Consider the following 15555-nt stretch of genomic DNA (forward strand, 5'->3'; position numbering starts at 1 on the left):
CCATGTTCCTGAAACGTCTTCTCTCCAACGACACGCCGCGCAGCCGCCTGCTCGCGCTGCTGCTGGTCGCGCTGTTCATCGCGCTGGCCTTTGCGCCTTTCATCTTCCCGGGCGTCAAGGCGCTCAGCGTGGCGGCCAAGGTGCTGGTGTTCGTCGTGCTGGTGGCGAGCTTCGACCTGCTGCTGGGCTACACCGGCATCGTGAGCTTCGCGCACACGATGTTCTTCGGCATCGGTGCCTATGGCATCGCGATCTCGGCGACACGGCTCGGCGCCGGATGGGGTGCGCTGCTGACCGGGCTGGGCGCGTCGCTCGTGGTGTCGCTGGTGCTGTCCTTTGCGATCGGGCTGTTCTCGCTGCGGGTGCGCGCGATCTTCTTCGCGATGATCACGCTGGCGGTGGCGTCGGCATTCCAGACGCTGGCCTCGCAGCTGTCGGACTTCACCGGTGGCGAGGATGGCCTGACCTTCAAGCTGCCCGAGCTGATCTCGCCGAGCTTCGAGTTTGCCGATGAGCCGTTCCTGGGCGTGTCGCTCGACGGGCGGCTGCTGTGCTACTACATGCTGTTCGTGGTGGCCGTGGTGCTGGTGCTCGCGCTGCTGCGCATCGTGAACTCGCCGTTCGGCCGCGTGCTGCAGGCGATCCGCGAGAACGAGTTCCGCGCCGAGGCCATCGGCTACCGCGTGGTGGTGTACCGCACCACAGCCGCCGTGCTGTCGGCGCTGTTCGCCACGCTGGCCGGCGCGATGCTCGCGATCTGGCTGCGCTACAACGGGCCCGACACCTCGCTGAGCTTCGAGATCATGGTCGATGTGCTGCTGATCGTGGTGATCGGGGGCATGGGCACGATCTACGGCGCGGTGATCGGCGCCACCTTGTTCGTGGTGGCGCAGAGCTACCTGCAGGATTTGCTGCGGCTCGGTAGCGAGGCCGCGAGCGGGCTGCCCTGGCTTTCTGCGCTGCTGTCGCCCGACCGCTGGCTGTTGTGGCTGGGGGTGCTGTTCGTGCTGTCGGTGTACTACTTCCCGACCGGCATCGTCGGCCGCCTGCGGGCGAGGGCATTGGGGGCGCCGAGATGAACATGTCCTCGTCGAACTACGTGCAGCTTCTGGGCCGCGAGATCCACTTCATGGACTGGGGCCCGCGCGAGGGCGAGGTCATCGTGGCCTGGCACGGGCTGGCGCGCACCGGGCGCGACATGGACGAGCTGGCACTGCACTTTGCCGAGCGGGGCTTTCGCGTGCTGTGCCCCGACACCATCGGCCGCGGCCTGAGCCAATGGAGCACGGCGCCTGACGACGAGTACCAGCTCTCGTTCTACGCGCAACTCGCCGACGCGTTCTGCGAGCAGCTCGCGCTCGACCGCCTGCATTGGGTCGGCACCTCGATGGGTGGCGCGATCGGCATGGTGTGCGCGTCGGGGCTGGCGCAGCCGCGCATGAAGCAGCGCATCGCCAGCCTGGTGCTCAACGACAACGCGCCCGAGCTTGCGCAATCGGCGATCGAACGCATCCGCTCCTATGCCGGCAGTCCGCCGGCCTTCGACAGCGTGCTGGAGCTCGAAGCCTTCTTCCGCACCGTCTACAAGCCCTACGGCTGGCTCAGCGATGCGCAATGGCGCCGCCTGACCGAAACCTCGACCCGCCGCCTGCCTGACGGCCGTGTGACGCCGCACTACGACCCGGCGATGGTGCGGCAGTTTGTCGCGCATCCGGACGACTACAGGATCTGGCCGCACTACGACGCGATCGACGCGCCGGTCCTGTGCCTGCGCGGGATCGATTCCGACCTGGTGCGGCCCGAAACCCTCGCCGCGATGCGCGGCCGTGGGCCCGGCGCGCGGGGCGGTTTGCAGGTGCTGGAGGTGCCGGGCTGTGGCCATGCGCCGGCGCTCAACGTGCCCGGGCATCTGGAGCCGATCGAGGCTTTCATTCGCGCCGCTGCAGGCTGAGCGGGTTCGCGCCACAATCGCGCGCCCAACCACACAGCAGAAAAGCCAGCCATGTCCCTCACGATGTACGACGCCTCCGTCACCGTCTTCCTGCACAACCTGAAGCAGCTCTCGCACCTGCTCGACAAGGGCCTGGCGCACGCGCAGGCCACTGGCATCGACCCGGCCACGCTGGTGCAGGCCAGGCTGGCCGAAGACATGCGGCCGCTGTCGTTCCAGATCCAGGGCGCGAGCGACGCGAGCAAGCTGGCCGTGGTGCGCCTCACCGGCGTCGCGGCGCCGAGCTTTGCCGACACCGAAACCACCTTCGAAGAACTGCAGGCGCGCATCGCCAACACCCGAGGCTGGCTGCAGAGCGTGCCGCGCGAAGCGTTCGAAGGCAGCGAGGAGCGCACCTTCACCATGAAGGCCGGCGCCACCGAGCTCGCCTTTGTCGGCCAGCCCTACCTGCTGCACTTTGCGTTGCCGAACTTCTTCTTTCACGTGACGACCGCGTACGACATCCTGCGCCACAAGGGCGTGCAGATCGGCAAGCGCGACTACCTCGGCCGCGCCTGAGCGGCGGGCGGCATGGTCTTTGGCGCTTGCGCGGCCGATGGCTGCGCAGCCGCGCCAGGATGCACCAGCACCCAGAGGATGCGGCACTGGCCGACCAGCAATGCCACCAGAAGCAGCATGCCGAGCGGCCCGAAGTCGCCGCGCACGCCCATGAACGCCTCGAACAACAGCGAAGCGACGGCGCCCAGCGCGACGATGCAGGCGAGCAGGGCGAGGACGGTGACGGCAACCTTGAAGACGCGTTTCATGTGCCATGAGAATGACGCGTCCGGCAGTCGCGGTCAAGTCGCCGGATGGTGCAGATGCGACATCTTCCGTTCGCAATAGGCCGCGCCGCTAGAGCGGCAGTTGCGTCGTCGACAGCACCTGCTTCAACACCATGAAGGTGCGAATCTGCCGCACACCTGGCAGGTACAGCAACTGTTCGGCGTGCAGCCGGTTGTAGCTGTCGTTGTCGCGGGTTCGCACCAACATGAAATAGTCGAACTCGCCGGTGACCACGTGGCACTCGAGGCAACCCGACACCTTCTGCACGGCTTTCTCGAAATCGGCGAAGGACTCGGGCGTGGAGCGGTCCAGCACCACGCCGATCATCACCAGCGTGCCGTAGTCGAGCGCCTGCGCGTCGAGCAGCGCGACGACGCGCTTGATCAAGCCCATGGCCTTGAGGCGTTCGACCCGGCGCAGACAGGCCGGCGCACTCAGGTTGACCTTGGCGGCCAGTGCCACGTTGGACACCGAGGCATCGCGCTGCAGCGCGCGAAGGATCGCCCGGTCGGTACGATCAAGTTCATCCTTGGCGGACAATTTTGTTGTGCTCATCGATCAATTCTCGGAATAAATATCGACAGATGCTAAATCCGATGGAGATTGATTTCTCAAAAGGCAATAAATTCGCAACCATCGAAAGTCTGAATCTTCCTACGATTCCCCTCACGTCTTGAACAAGGAATCGTCCCGTGAACCTGCAGAAATTCCCGCGCCACCCACTCACCTTCGGCCCTACGCCGATCCAGCCGCTCAAGCGGCTCAGCGCCCACCTCGGCGGCAAGGTCGAGCTCTATGCCAAGCGCGAAGATTGCAACAGCGGCCTGGCTTTCGGCGGCAACAAGACACGCAAGCTCGAGTACCTGATCCCCGAAGCGCTCGAGGGTGGCTACGACACGCTGGTGTCGATCGGCGGCATCCAGTCGAACCAGACCCGGCAGGTGGCCGCGGTGGCGGCGCACCTGGGCCTGAAGTGCGTGCTGGTGCAGGAGAACTGGGTCAACTATTCCGATGCGGTGTACGACCGCGTCGGCAACATCGAGATGTCGCGCATCATGGGCGCCGACGTGCGGCTCGACGCGGCCGGCTTCGACATCGGCATCCGCAAGAGCTGGCAGGACGCAATGGACAGCGTGCGCCAGGCCGGCGGCAAGCCGTTCCCCATTCCCGCCGGCTGCTCCGAGCATCCGAAAGGCGGCCTTGGCTTCGTCTCATTCGCCGAAGAAGTGCGGCAGCAGGAGGCCGAGCTGGGCTTCAAGTTCGACTACATCGTGACCTGTGCCGTCACCGGCAGCACGCAGGCCGGCATGGTGGTGGGTTTTGCGGCCGACGGACGTGCCGACCGCGTGATCGGCATCGACGCATCGGCCAAGCCGCAACAGACCTTCGACCAGATCCTGCGCATTGCGAAGAGCACGGCGAAGCTGGTCGAACTGGAGCGCGACATCACCGAAAAGGACGTGGTGCTCGATACACGCTTCGGTGGCCCGGAATATGGGCTGCCGAACGAAGGCACGCTCGAGGCGATCCGCCTCTGCGCGCGCATGGAAGCGATGCTGACCGACCCGGTGTACGAGGGCAAGTCGATGCACGGCATGATCGAGAAGGTGCGGCTCGGTGAATTCCCCGCGGGCTCGAAGGTGCTGTATGCACACCTTGGTGGCGTGCCGGCGCTCAACGCCTACAGCTTCATCTTCCGCAACGGCTGAAGCAAACCTTCACCGGCGCCTGCGCCTCAGCAGCAGCGCCCCTTGCCACCGCCGTAGCGGGCCTCCTGCCGCTCGCGAAAGAAGGCCTCGTAGCTCATCGGTGCCTGCTCCGGGTGCGTGCGGCCCATGTGGCGCAGGTAGGTGTCGTAGTCCGGCTGGCCCACCATCAGGCGCAGTGTTGCGCCCAGCGAGCGCGCCAGGTAGCGCCCGGCCTCCGGCAGCGTGGCGCCCGGCGCTCCCATCATGACGCGGCCGAAGGCAGCAGCGGCTCGAAGGGCGTTTCGCGCGCGGTCGGCTTGTGGGCCGCGCGTGCAGCAAGCGAGGTGCGCACGCTGTAGAACAGCACGCTCAGCACCACGAAGATGAAGAGCGCGCACAGGGCAGCATCGAGCCGGTCGTTGAAGATGATGCGCGACATGGCTTCGGGCGTCTTCGCCGGCGCGATGAGCACGCCCTGCGCCAGGCCGTCGGCGTACTTGGCGGCATGGGCCAGGAAGCCGACCTTGGGGTCGGACGAGAAGATCTTCTGCCAGCCCGCGGTCAAGGTGCACGCCAGCAGCCAGACGGCAGGCACCACCGTCACCCACGCATAGCGCTCGCGCTTCATGCGGAACAGCACCACGGTGCCCAGCATCAGCGCCACCGCGGCCAGCATCTGGTTGGAGATGCCGAACAGCGGCCACAGCGTGTTGATGCCGCCCAGCGGATCGACCACACCCTGGTAGAGGAAGTAGCCCCAGGCCGCGACTGTCAGGGCGGTGGCCACCAGGTTGGCCGGCCATGAGTCGGTGCGCTTGAGCGCCGGCACGAAGCTGCCCAGCAGATCCTGCAGCATGAAGCGCCCGGCGCGCGTGCCGGCGTCCACCGCCGTCAGGATGAACAGCGCCTCGAACAGGATGGCGAAGTGGTACCAGAAGGCCATCATGGCCGGCCCGCCGATGGCCTGGTGCAGGATGTGCGCCATGCCCACGGCGAGGGTCGGCGCGCCGCCGGTGCGGCCGAGGATGGTGGTCTCGCCCACGTCCTTGGCGGTCTGCAGCAGCATCTCGGGCGTGACCATGAAGCCCCAGCTCGAGATGGTCTGCGCCACCGCCGCCGGTGTGGTGCCGACCAGCGCCGCCGGGCTGTTCATCGCAAAGTACACGCCTGGCTCGATGCAGGAGGCAGCCACCAGCGCCATCACCGCGACGAAGGATTCGGCCAGCATGCCGCCGTAGCCGATGAAGCGCGCATGGCGTTCGTTGTCGAGCATCTTGGGCGTGGTGCCCGAAGAGATCAGCGCATGGAAGCCCGACACCGCGCCGCAGGCGATGGTGATGAAGAGGAAGGGGAACAGGCTGCCCGACCACACCGGGCCGTTGCCCTGCGCGAACTGGGTGATGGCGGGCATCTGCAGCGTCGGCGCGACGAACACGATGCCGATCGCCAGTGCGACGATGGTGCCGATCTTCAGAAAGGTCGACAGGTAATCACGCGGCGCCAGCAGCAGCCACACCGGCAGGCTGGCGGCGATGAAGCCGTAGCCGATCAGCATCCAGGTCAGCGCCTTGCCGTCGAAGGTGAAAAGCGGCGCCCAGGTGGCGCTCTGGCTCACGGCCTGGCCGCCGAAGATCGCGAGCATCAGCAGCACGAACCCGATCACCGAGACCTCGCCGATGCGCCCAGGCCGGATGTAGCGCAGGTACACGCCCATGAACACCGCCACCGGAATCGTCGCCGCCACCGTGAAGGTGCCCCAGGGCGATTCGGCCAGTGCCTTCACCACGATCAGCGCCAGCACCGCGAGGATGATGATCATGATCATGAAGGTGCCGAACAGCGCGATCATCCCCGGCACGACACCCATTTCCTGCTTGATCAGGTCGCCGAGCGAGCGGCCGTCGCGCCGTGTCGAGATGAACAGGATGATGAAGTCCTGCACCGCACCTGCGAACACCACGCCGGCCAGGATCCAGAGCAGGCCCGGCAGGTACCCCATCTGTGCCGCGAGCACCGGGCCGACCAGCGGGCCGGCGCCGGCGATGGCCGCGAAGTGGTGGCCGAACAGCACGTTCTTGTCGGTCGGCACGTAGTCCAGGCCGTCGTTGTGGCGGTGCGCCGGCGTCTTGCGGTTGCCGTCCAGACCCAGTACCTTGTCGGCAATGAAGAGGCTGTAGTAGCGGTAGGCGATCAGGTAGGTGCAAAGGGCTGCGACCACGACCCACAAGGCGTTGATCGCCTCGCCGCGGGCCAGGGCCACCGTTCCCAATGCGAATGCGCCGATCACGGCCACGATGAGCCACACCAGATGGCGGCGGATGTTGTGCATGCGGATGTCTCCTTGGTATATGTCCCGAAGGAGTGTCGCGAGCCTGCGCCGCGCGGGCATCCGTCGCACCGCGCGGGTGGGCTGCGTGGCATTGCGTAATGGAAAACCCGGAAAAAGACGGATTCCTGCATGGCGATCGGTGCGCGCCTGCAGATTGCAGGAATGCTGCGCTGCCTACTGCGTAGCATCTGTCCACCCGATTCAACGCCCCTCGCTGGAGACCTACATGACCGATTTGTTCGAAAACCCGATGGGCCTGCAAGGCTTCGAGTTCGTCGAGTTCGCCTCACCCACGCCCGACACGCTGGAGCCCTTCTTCGAGAAGCTGGGTTTCTCGCTGGTGGCCAGGCACCGTTCCAAGGATGTCGTGCTGTACCGCCAGGGCGACATCAACTTCATCGTCAACCGCGAACCCAACAGCCCGGCCGCGTACTTCGCCGCCGAGCACGGGCCTTCGGCTTGCGGCATGGCGTTTCGCGTCAAGGATTCGCACAAGGCCTACGCCCGCGCGCTGGAACTGGGCGCGCAGCCGATCGAGATTGCAACCGGCCCGATGGAGCTGCGCCTGCCTGCCATCAAGGGCATCGGCGGCGCGCCGCTGTACCTGATCGACCGCTTCGAGGACGGCAAGTCGATCTACGACATCGACTTCGAGTTCATCGAGGGCGTGGAGCGCCATCCGCCGGGCCACGGCCTGAAGGTGATCGACCACCTGACGCACAACGTCTACCGCGGCCGCATGACCTTCTGGGCCAACTTCTACGAGAAGATCTTCAACTTCCGCGAGATCCGTTACTTCGACATCCAGGGCGAGTACACGGGCCTCACGTCCAAGGCGCTGACGGCGCCCGACGGCAAGATCCGCATCCCGCTGAACGAGGAATCGTCCAAGGGCTCGGGCCAGATCGAGGAGTACCTCATGAAGTTCAACGGCGAAGGCATCCAGCACATCGCCCTCCTGAGCGACAACCTGATCGACACCATCGACCGGATCGGGCTTGCCGGCGTTCCGCTGATGACCGCGCCGAACGACATCTACTACGAGATGCTCGAGACGCGCCTGCCGGGCCACGGCGAGCCGATCGCCGAACTGCAGGCCCGAGGCATCCTGCTGGACGGCACCACCGAAGGCGGCCAGCCGCGCCTGCTGCTGCAGATTTTTTCGGAGACGGCGTTCGGCGGCCCGGTGTTCTTCGAGTTCATCCAGCGCAAGGGCGACTACAGCGACGGTTTCGGCGAGGGCAACTTCAAGGCTCTGTTCCAGTCGATCGAGCGCGACCAGGTGCGCCGCGGCGTGTTGCAGACCAGCTAGCACCATGCTGCAGCAACTCAAAGAGTTGGACACCGACATGGCCAAGACGAAACATGGCCTGGCCGCTGGCGATGCGGCCCGGCCCGAACGCGCGGACTGGACCATCGACCAGGGCTGGGACGCCTACACCGGCGCCGAACATGGCGTCTGGAAAACCCTGTTCGAGCGTCAGTCGAAACTGCTGCCCGGCCGCGCCTGCGACGAGTTCGTCGAAGGCATGCGCAACCTGCCGATCGGGGCAGACGAGATCCCAGATTTCCGCAGGCTGAGCGATGTCCTCATGAAAAAGACCGGTTGGCAGGTGGTGGCGGTGCCGGGCCTGGTGCCCGACGAGGTGTTCTTTGAGCATCTGGCACACCGGCGCTTTCCGGCCGGCCACTTCATCCGCAAGCCGAACGAGCTGGACTACCTGGAAGAGCCCGACGTGTTCCACGACGTGTTCGGCCATGTGCCCATGCTGATGAATCCGGCCATTGCCGACTACATCCAGGCCTATGGCGAAGGCGGCTTGCGCGCGCAAAAGCTCGGCGTGCTCGACAAGCTGGCGCGGGTGTACTGGTACACGGTCGAGTTCGGTCTCCTCAAGCAGGCCGACGGCCTGCGCATTTACGGCGCCGGCATCGCCTCGTCGTTCACCGAGACGGTTTTTTCGCTGGACGACGCATCGCCCAATCGCATCGGCTTCGATCTTGAGCGCGTCATGCGAACCAACTACCGGATCGACGATTTCCAGGAAAGCTACTTCGTCATCGACAACCTGGATCAGCTGCTCGAACTCGCAAAGATCGACTTCGCGCCGCTGTACCAGCGCATTGCCGGGCAGCCCGACTACCAGCCCGGCACGGTGCTCGCGTCCGACGCCGTGCTCGCAAGAGGCACCGGCCGGTATCACGACGCCAAGCGCGCTGAAGCGAAAGCATGAGTCTTGTCTGGCAGCCATCCTCGTGGAGAAGTCACACCGCGCTGCAGATGCCGTCGTATCACGACACGCATGCGCTGCAGGAGACGGAGCGGCGCCTTTCCGGCCTGCCGTCACTGATCTTTCCGGGTGAAATCTCGCAGCTGCGTGAGCGTCTCGCGGCCGTGTCCCGGGGCGAGGCCTTCCTGCTGCAGGGCGGGGATTGCGCCGAGAGTTTCGATGAATACGGCCAGGGGCCGGTGGAGTCCACCTTCCGCGTAATTCTTCAGATGGCCGTCGTGCTGACCTACGCCGCGGCCTGCCCGGTGGTGAAAGTCGGGCGCATTGCCGGGCAGTTCGCCAAACCGCGTTCCTCCGACACGGAAGTGCAGGACGGGGTGGCATTGCCCTCCTACCGCGGGGACATCATCAACGGCAGTGCGTTCACGGCGGACGCGCGGCAGCCTGACCCCACTCGGCTGCTGACGGCGTACTCGCATTCAGCGACCACGCTGAACCTGCTGCGCGCCCTGGCCCAAGGCGGTTTCGCCGATCTGCACGAAGTGCATCGATGGACCGCGGACTTCGTCCGTTCGAGTCCGCAGGGCGAGCGCTTCGAAGAGCTCGCCGATCGCATCACCCAGTCGCTGGCGTTCATGGAAGCGTGCGGGTTCGACGCGCGCCGGACGCCGCAACTGCACGCGGTCGAGTTCTACACCTCGCACGAGGCCTTGCTCCTGCACTACGAGGAGGCGCTGACGCGCTTCAACGAGCGGACTGGCAGCTGGTACGGCGGCTCGGCTCACATGCTCTGGCTGGGCGAGCGCACGCGCCGGCTCGATGGTGCCCATGTCGAGTACTTGCGCGGCCTGGGCAACGCGATCGGTGTGAAGCTGGGGCCATCCGCCAGCCCGGACGACGTGCTTCGGCTCATGGATGTACTGGATCCAGATCAGGAGCCCGGCCGGCTGGTGCTGATCACGCGCATGGGAAGCGACAGGGTGGCGGATCGATTGCCGCCTCTTCTGCGTGCCGTTCGCCGCGCCGGACGCACGCCGGTCTGGTGTTGCGACCCGATGCACGGCAACACCGTGACTTCGTCCAACGGCTTCAAGACGCGAGACTTCGAACGCATCCTCCAGGAACTCCGGGGCTTCTTTGCCGCGCACGGGCAGGAAGGCACCTACGCCGGAGGCCTGCACTTCGAGATGACCGGGCAGGACGTCACCGAATGCCGCGGTGGCGCGCAGGAACTGACCGACGAAGGGCTGTCGGCGCGCTATAGGAGTGCCTGCGATCCACGACTGAATGGGTCGCAGAGCCTGGAACTGGCGTTCCAGATTGCAGCCGTGCTCAAGGCTGCACACAAGTCGGGCTGAAGAACTCCTAGGATGAGGCCATGAAAAAGTCAGACACGAACCAAGGCCAGCCGGCATCGCAACTCATCTCGAAAAGAATCGCCGAACTCGGGGACTGGCGTGGGGAAACCCTTGGCAGGATGCGCAAGCTCATCAAGGAAGCAGACCCGGACGTCGTCGAGGAGTGGAAGTGGATGGGCACGCCGGTGTGGTCGCACGACGGCATCCTCTGCACCGGCGAATCCTACAAGGACAAGGTGAAGCTGACCTTCGCCAAGGGCGCGTCGCTGAAGGATCCGGCCCGTCTCTTCAACGCGAGCCTCGACGGCAACGCACGCCGCGCGATCGACATCCACGAAGGAGAAGAAGTCGACGAGTCCGCCTTCAAGGCGCTCATTCGCCAAGCGATCGACCTCAACAGTTCCCGCAAGTCGAAACCTAGCCGCGATCGAACTGGCGAGCGTGCTCCACCGCGTACTTGATCAGCTCGGCCTGGCCTTCGATACCGAGCCGGCGCTTGATGCTCTGGCGGTGCGCCTCGACCGTGCGCACGCTCAGGTTCAGGTCGCGCGCGATCTGCTTGCTCGACTCGCCGCGGCCCAGCGCTGAAAGGATCTCGCTCTCGCGCGGCGTGAGCAGCGGCTTGGGCGCCTGGTTGCGGAACAGCCGCTGCGAGACGGCCGGGCTCAGGAAGGTGCCGCCCGCGGCCACGGCTTCGATGGCGGCGACGATCTCGGACGCCGGTGCGTCCTTCAGCACATAGCCGCGCGCGCCGGCCTGCAAGGCCTGCTGCACGTACTCGGGGTTGTCGTACATGCTGAGCATCACCACGCGCGCCGCCGGCTGGCGCTGCTGGAGCAGCGCGGCCAGCTCGATGCCGTTCATGTCCTTCATGCCGACATCCGCCAGCACGATGTCCGGCTGCAGCGACTCGATGGCGTTCAAGGCTTCGGCGGCACTGCCTGCCTCGCCGACGATCTCGAGCGTCGGCAGCGGATCGAGGCGGGCGCGCAGGCCGTCGCGCACCAGCGGGTGGTCGTCGACCAGGAACAGGCGAATCACGGCGCGCTGCGTCATGCGGGTTCCGCGCCGTCCGCCGGCACGTCGGCCAGGATCGATGTACCGCTGCCGCCCGAGCGCACGCGCAGGCGCCCACCGATGGCTGCCACGCGCTCACGCATGTTGCGCAGGCCGATGCCGCGGCGCGGATCGAGCTGCATGGCATCGACATCGAAGCCGGTGCCGTCGTCGCCGACTTCGAGCCGCACGCCGTCCGCATCGAAGTCCAGCGCGATGCGAACCTGCTGCGCCCGCGCGTGCTTGCGCACATTGGTCAGCGCCTCCTGCGTCACGCGGAACAGCGCGGTCTTCACTTCCTGCGGAAGCTCGCGCGGCGTGCCGTGCACCACGACCGAGGCAGCGACCGCGCCTTCCTCGCCGAACTCTTCGCCCAGGCGTTCGAGTGCGGCCGGCAAGCCAAGCGTGTCGAGCAGGGCCGGCCGCAGCCGGTGCGAAATGCGCCGCACCTCCGAAAGCGAATCGTTGAGCCGCTGCAGCGCCTTGCCCAACGCCGGCGGCGCGACCTGGTGCGTGCGCTCCAGCGCATCGACTGCGGATTCGATCAGCAGCTTGGCCGACACCAGTGTCTGGCTGGTGCCGTCGTGCAGTTCGCGCGCCAGATGGCCGCGCTCGTCTTCCTGCGACTGCACGACCTGGCGTGCCAGCAGCCGCAGCTTGGCTTCGGCAACGCGGTGCTCGCTGAGGTTCAGCAGCAGCCCGGCGGCGCTGACCACGCCCAGGCAGAGCGCCGCAATGCCGGCGATCCAGAGCATGGTGGTGGTCACGTTGACGTTCATCTGCCGGTCTAGCGTATTCATCGTTGACTCGATGTCGTCGAGGTAGAGGCCGGTGCCGACCATCCAGTTCCAGCGCGGCAGCGCGGTCACGTAGCCGAGCTTGGGCGCGGTCTGCGCGCTCGAAGGCTTGCGCCACTGGTACTCGACGAAGCCGCCGCCTCGGCGCGCCTGCGCGATCAGATCCTGGATGGTGGGGCGCCCCTGCGAATCCCGTAGCTCCCGCAGGTTCTGCCCGACCAGCTCGGGCTGGCGCGAATGCATGAGCGAGCGGCCGTCCAGGTCGTAGACGAAGAAATAACCGTCGTCGCCGTAGTCAAGTGCAGCGAGCCGGCGCAGCGCCTCGTTGCGGGTCGCGTCGTCGTCCAGCCCCGCGTCGTACAGCGGCCGCACGACGCTGAGGGCGAGCTCCACGTAGCTGCGCAATTCGTTGCGCCGCTGCGCCATGTAGGTCTGCTCGATCAGCGCGCGCTCGCGCTGCGCCAGGTCGCGCTCCTGATGGCGCACGGCAAGAGCTACCAGCACCAGCGCGATCAGCAGCGGCGCGACGGCGAGTGCAATGATCTTGGTGCGGAGCTTCACGGGCGAACGGAGCTCAGGCCGGGTAGGTCGGCCAGCCGGCCAGGTTGCGTTCGGCAACGGCACAGAGCGCCGTGATCCAGGCCGGGCTGTCGTTCAGCGCCGGGATGTAGTGGAACTCCTTGCCGCCCGCCTGCAGAAAGGCGTCGCGGCCCTCCATCGCTATCTCTTCCAGCGTCTCGAGGCAGTCGGCAGGAAAGCCCGGACAGATCACGTCGACGCGGCCGGTGCCGCTGGCGCCGAGCAGGCGCAGCGTCGGCTCGGTGTAGGGCTCCAGCCAGGTGGCGCGGCCGAAGCGCGACTGGAAGGTCACGCGGTGCTGGTCGGGCGACAGCTGCAGCCGTTCGGCCAGCAGGCGCGCAGTTTCGAGGCATTGCGCCTGGTACGGATCGCCGAGCTGGATGTTGCGCGCCGGAATGCCGTGAAAGCTCATCACCAGCTGGTCGGGCTGGCCGTGCTGTTGCCAGTGCGCGAGCACGCTTTGCGCAAGCGCCTCGATGTAGAGCGGCTCGTCGTGGTACTGGTTGACGAAGCGCAGCTCCGGCAGCCGCCGCAGCGTGCGCATCCAGTCGTTTACCGCGTCGATCACGCTGGCGGTGGTGGTTGCGGAGTACTGCGGGTAGGCCTGAAGCACCAGCACGCGCGTGACGCCTTCGGCCTTGAGCGCGTCGAGTTGCGAGGCGATCGACGGGCTGGCATAGCGCATCGCATCGCGAACAATCACGCGGTGGCCGCGCTCGCCGAGCCAGCCGGCCAGCAGCACGGCCTGCCTGTGTGTCCAGAGCTTGAGCGGCGAGCCTTCGGGCAGCCACACGCTCGCGTACTTGGCGGCCGATCGGGCCGGCCGCGTGCGCAGGATGATGCCGTGCAGGATCAGGCACCAGATGGCGCGTGGAATCTCGACCACACGGGGGTCGTGCAGAAACTGCGAGAGGTAGGGCCGCACGGCGCGGGCGGTGGGTTCGTCGGGCGATCCGAGGTTGCACCAGAGCACGGCAACGCGCTCGTCGGCAGGAGAAACTGCAGGCGGTTCAGGGCGAAAGGGCATGCGGTATTCTGAGGCATGACCTCTGCCGGCCTGGCTCCCATGCTCGACGTGAAACGCATCGCCGCGATCTCGCTCGACCTTGACGACACGCTCTGGCCGATCTGGCCGACCATCGAATACGCCGAGCGCACGTTGCACAAATGGCTGGAGACGTCGGCGCCGCGAACCGCCGCCTTGCTGATCACGCCGGGCGTGCTGCGCGAGCTGCGCGAAGCCACGGTCAGGGAGCGTTCCGACCTGGCGCACGACATGAGCGCGCTGCGGCTCGAATCGATCCGCGCCGCGCTGAAGCGGGGCGGTGAAGACCCGACGCTGGCCGAACCGGCGTTCGAGGTTTTTTTTGCTGCGCGGCAGAAGGTCAAGCTCTACGACGATGCCTTGCCCGCACTCAAGTGGCTCAGCGAGCGCTACCCGCTGGTGGCGGTGTCCAACGGCAACGCCGACATCCACCGCACCGGCGTGGGCCGCTGGTTCCGCACCGCGTTCAATGCGCAGGGCTTCGGCAGCGGCAAGCCGCATGCACCGATCTTCCGCGCCGCGGCGGCGTCGGTCGGCCTGCTGCCGCGCGACATCCTGCATGTGGGCGACGACGCCGAGCTCGACGTGGTGGGCGCACTCAACGCCGGCATGCAGGCAGCCTGGCTGGTGCGCGCCGGCGGCGATGCGGTGCAGTCCTGGCCGCAGGATGCACGGCCGCAACTCATCGTGCCCAACCTGCATGCGCTGTGCCTGGCGCTGGAGGCCGGGCAGGGCGAGTCGAGCGACTGACGCCGCGCCCCTCGCTTCAACAGCAGCAACGGCGTGCGCCGAGCTTGCCGGTCTGCCCGATCAGGCTTTCGGCGCCCGGCAGGTCGAGCGGCAGATAACTTTTTTCGGTCGCCGGAACGACCATCACGAACGCCTGCCGCTCCAGTGCATGCGCCACTTCGATGGTGGCCATGTAGACCGGCGCCAGCAGCCGCTGCGACTTGCGTTTGGGCAGGCTCAGGTAGCCGAAGCGTAGTCCGTCACGGCTCTCCACGCTGACCTCGCCCTTGGCCTGGCCGAAGCGCGCTGCCAGTTGCTGGCCGATCTGCCGCAGAGCCCGCTCGGGGTGCAGGACTTTGGCTTTCTCGAAGACCTCGCCGCTCGGACTGCGCATCAGCAGCGACAACGAATCCAGCACGCCCTCAGCGGCGATCTGCACCGCCACCGACGCCGGGCCGAGCACCGGCACGCCATCGATGTGCTGCCGGAAAGCGCCGACCGCGCGGCACAGTACGGGAGCGATCGCCTTGCCCGACCGATCCGCGGCGCTGGCCTTGATCTGCCACAGGCGCTCGAAAGCGAGCGTTTCGCCGCGGCCCAGGTTGTCGTGCAGGCCAAGCAACTTGACAAAGCCTTCGGCGCGCCCGGTCAGCGCCTCCCTGGACTCGATCTCCTTGAACATCCATTCCATCGGCGCGAGCCCGGCCGCCAGCTTGACCGCACCCGACGCGTGGTAGACCACGGCATGGGCACCTTGCGGCAGGCGGACCAGCGTGCGGTCTTCGTGCGTCGTCCACTGGCCGCGGTCCAGGTTCCTGTCGCAGGCTTCGCCGCCGGCCTTGAGGAACTTGCGCAGGCGGCGCTGCAGTTCGTCGATCGACGCGCGGCGCAGCTCGAGGATGCCGAGTTCGGCGGGCACATCCAGCCTGGAGGACGCGAGCGATTCCATCAGTGCATTGATGTCCAT

Annotated in this window: 17 protein-coding genes; 9 read left to right on the forward strand and 8 right to left on the reverse strand. The window is 66.6% G+C overall.

Going from position 1 to position 15555, the window contains the following annotated elements; all coding sequences use genetic code 11:
• Nucleotides 1-2 precede the first annotated feature (2 nt).
• Genes QTI05_RS23840 through QTI05_RS23850 form a run of 3 tightly spaced genes read left to right on the forward strand, consistent with a single transcriptional unit; the run spans nt 3 to nt 2509 of the window.
• Nucleotides 3-1079: a branched-chain amino acid ABC transporter permease gene (locus QTI05_RS23840; protein ID WP_286543231.1), complete on the forward strand. Its 1077-nt coding sequence runs from the start codon at nt 3-5 to the stop codon at nt 1077-1079.
• 2 nt (nt 1080-1081) lie between these two features.
• Entirely contained in the window at nt 1082-1951 is an 870-nt protein-coding gene (locus QTI05_RS23845; protein WP_444812959.1) for an alpha/beta fold hydrolase, read from the forward strand.
• A gap of 51 nt (nt 1952-2002) precedes the next feature.
• The gene (locus QTI05_RS23850; RefSeq protein WP_286543234.1) at nt 2003-2509 is read left to right on the forward strand and encodes a DUF1993 domain-containing protein; all 507 of its coding nucleotides are present in this window, start codon (nt 2003-2005) and stop codon (nt 2507-2509) included.
• Here the strand turns inward: QTI05_RS23850 and QTI05_RS23855 are convergent.
• Complete coding sequence (locus tag QTI05_RS23855; RefSeq protein WP_286543239.1) at nt 2491-2757, reverse strand: hypothetical protein; 267 nt, start codon at nt 2755-2757, stop codon at nt 2491-2493. The genes QTI05_RS23850 and QTI05_RS23855 overlap by 19 nt on opposite strands.
• Before the next feature lie 88 nt (nt 2758-2845).
• Nucleotides 2846-3331 carry an Lrp/AsnC family transcriptional regulator gene (locus QTI05_RS23860; RefSeq protein ID WP_286619915.1) on the reverse strand — a complete coding sequence of 162 codons (486 nt, stop codon included), beginning with the start codon at nt 3329-3331 and terminating at the stop codon, nt 2846-2848.
• 137 nt (nt 3332-3468) lie between these two features.
• On the opposite strand from QTI05_RS23860, the gene QTI05_RS23865 reads away from it, so the two are divergent.
• Nucleotides 3469-4485, forward strand: a complete 1017-nt coding sequence (locus QTI05_RS23865) for a 1-aminocyclopropane-1-carboxylate deaminase (RefSeq protein ID WP_286543244.1) — start codon at nt 3469-3471, stop codon at nt 4483-4485.
• A 26-nt stretch (nt 4486-4511) separates the two neighbouring features.
• On the opposite strand, the gene QTI05_RS23870 is transcribed toward QTI05_RS23865, so the two are convergent.
• Nucleotides 4512-4730, reverse strand: coding sequence for a YbdD/YjiX family protein (locus QTI05_RS23870; protein ID WP_286543246.1), 219 nt, complete (start codon nt 4728-4730; stop codon nt 4512-4514).
• Entirely contained in the window at nt 4727-6793 is a 2067-nt protein-coding gene (locus QTI05_RS23875) for a carbon starvation CstA family protein (RefSeq protein WP_286619917.1), read from the reverse strand. The genes QTI05_RS23870 and QTI05_RS23875 overlap by 4 nt, the downstream gene beginning before the upstream one ends.
• 226 nt (nt 6794-7019) lie before the next feature.
• Here QTI05_RS23875 and hppD point away from each other — a divergent pair, with 226 nt between their 5' ends.
• From hppD to QTI05_RS23895, 4 genes are read left to right on the forward strand one after another with little or no spacing between them, the layout of a single operon-like run.
• On the forward strand, nt 7020-8105 hold the full coding sequence (gene hppD / locus QTI05_RS23880; protein ID WP_286543252.1) for a 4-hydroxyphenylpyruvate dioxygenase: 1086 nt from the start codon (nt 7020-7022) through the stop codon (nt 8103-8105).
• A 37-nt stretch (nt 8106-8142) separates the two neighbouring features.
• The gene (phhA, locus tag QTI05_RS23885; RefSeq protein WP_286619919.1) at nt 8143-9027 is read left to right on the forward strand and encodes a phenylalanine 4-monooxygenase; all 885 of its coding nucleotides are present in this window, start codon (nt 8143-8145) and stop codon (nt 9025-9027) included.
• Nucleotides 9024-10382, forward strand: a complete 1359-nt coding sequence (locus tag QTI05_RS23890) for a class II 3-deoxy-7-phosphoheptulonate synthase (protein WP_286619921.1) — start codon at nt 9024-9026, stop codon at nt 10380-10382. Before phhA ends, QTI05_RS23890 begins: the two co-directional genes overlap by 4 nt.
• A 20-nt stretch (nt 10383-10402) precedes the next feature.
• Complete coding sequence (locus tag QTI05_RS23895) at nt 10403-10843, forward strand: DUF1801 domain-containing protein (protein WP_286619923.1); 441 nt, start codon at nt 10403-10405, stop codon at nt 10841-10843.
• Here the strand turns inward: QTI05_RS23895 and QTI05_RS23900 are convergent.
• The 3 genes from QTI05_RS23900 to hemH are packed head-to-tail and all read right to left on the reverse strand — an operon-like array spanning nt 10800 to nt 13841.
• On the reverse strand, nt 10800-11438 hold the full coding sequence (locus QTI05_RS23900) for a response regulator transcription factor (RefSeq protein ID WP_286619924.1): 639 nt from the start codon (nt 11436-11438) through the stop codon (nt 10800-10802). The genes QTI05_RS23895 and QTI05_RS23900 overlap by 44 nt on opposite strands.
• Nucleotides 11435-12796: a cache domain-containing protein gene (locus tag QTI05_RS23905; RefSeq protein WP_286619926.1), complete on the reverse strand. Its 1362-nt coding sequence runs from the start codon at nt 12794-12796 to the stop codon at nt 11435-11437. Before QTI05_RS23905 ends, QTI05_RS23900 begins: the two co-directional genes overlap by 4 nt.
• Before the next feature lie 13 nt (nt 12797-12809).
• Nucleotides 12810-13841, reverse strand: a complete 1032-nt coding sequence (hemH, locus tag QTI05_RS23910; RefSeq protein WP_286619928.1) for a ferrochelatase — start codon at nt 13839-13841, stop codon at nt 12810-12812.
• 15 nt (nt 13842-13856) lie between these two features.
• Here hemH and QTI05_RS23915 point away from each other — a divergent pair, with 15 nt between their 5' ends.
• On the forward strand, nt 13857-14609 hold the full coding sequence (locus QTI05_RS23915; RefSeq protein ID WP_286619930.1) for an HAD family hydrolase: 753 nt from the start codon (nt 13857-13859) through the stop codon (nt 14607-14609).
• A 16-nt stretch (nt 14610-14625) separates the two neighbouring features.
• On the opposite strand, the gene QTI05_RS23920 is transcribed toward QTI05_RS23915, so the two are convergent.
• On the reverse strand, nt 14626-15555 hold the full coding sequence (locus tag QTI05_RS23920; RefSeq protein ID WP_286619932.1) for a hypothetical protein: 930 nt from the start codon (nt 15553-15555) through the stop codon (nt 14626-14628).

This window comes from Variovorax fucosicus (assembly GCF_030316825.1).
In the GTDB taxonomy this organism is placed as follows: Bacteria; Pseudomonadota; Gammaproteobacteria; order Burkholderiales; family Burkholderiaceae_C; genus Variovorax; species Variovorax fucosicus.

Coding starts and splice junctions, on each gene's coding strand:
- QTI05_RS23900 (WP_286619924.1), bottom strand. CDS start 11,438: ATGACGCAGCGCGCCGTGATTCGCCTGTTCCTGGTCGACGACCACCCG.
- QTI05_RS23875 (WP_286619917.1), bottom strand. CDS start 6,793: ATGCACAACATCCGCCGCCATCTGGTGTGGCTCATCGTGGCCGTGATC.
- QTI05_RS23895 (WP_286619923.1), top strand. CDS start 10,403: ATGAAAAAGTCAGACACGAACCAAGGCCAGCCGGCATCGCAACTCATC.
- QTI05_RS23870 (WP_286543246.1), bottom strand. CDS start 4,730: ATGATGGGAGCGCCGGGCGCCACGCTGCCGGAGGCCGGGCGCTACCTG.
- hemH (WP_286619928.1), bottom strand. CDS start 13,841: ATGCCCTTTCGCCCTGAACCGCCTGCAGTTTCTCCTGCCGACGAGCGC.
- hppD (WP_286543252.1), top strand. CDS start 7,020: ATGACCGATTTGTTCGAAAACCCGATGGGCCTGCAAGGCTTCGAGTTC.
- QTI05_RS23860 (WP_286619915.1), bottom strand. CDS start 3,331: ATGAGCACAACAAAATTGTCCGCCAAGGATGAACTTGATCGTACCGAC.
- QTI05_RS23845 (WP_444812959.1), top strand. CDS start 1,082: ATGTCCTCGTCGAACTACGTGCAGCTTCTGGGCCGCGAGATCCACTTC.
- QTI05_RS23855 (WP_286543239.1), bottom strand. CDS start 2,757: ATGAAACGCGTCTTCAAGGTTGCCGTCACCGTCCTCGCCCTGCTCGCC.
- QTI05_RS23850 (WP_286543234.1), top strand. CDS start 2,003: ATGTCCCTCACGATGTACGACGCCTCCGTCACCGTCTTCCTGCACAAC.
- phhA (WP_286619919.1), top strand. CDS start 8,143: ATGGCCAAGACGAAACATGGCCTGGCCGCTGGCGATGCGGCCCGGCCC.
- QTI05_RS23890 (WP_286619921.1), top strand. CDS start 9,024: ATGAGTCTTGTCTGGCAGCCATCCTCGTGGAGAAGTCACACCGCGCTG.
- QTI05_RS23920 (WP_286619932.1), bottom strand. CDS start 15,555: ATGGACATCAATGCACTGATGGAATCGCTCGCGTCCTCCAGGCTGGAT.
- QTI05_RS23840 (WP_286543231.1), top strand. CDS start 3: ATGTTCCTGAAACGTCTTCTCTCCAACGACACGCCGCGCAGCCGCCTG.
- QTI05_RS23915 (WP_286619930.1), top strand. CDS start 13,857: ATGACCTCTGCCGGCCTGGCTCCCATGCTCGACGTGAAACGCATCGCC.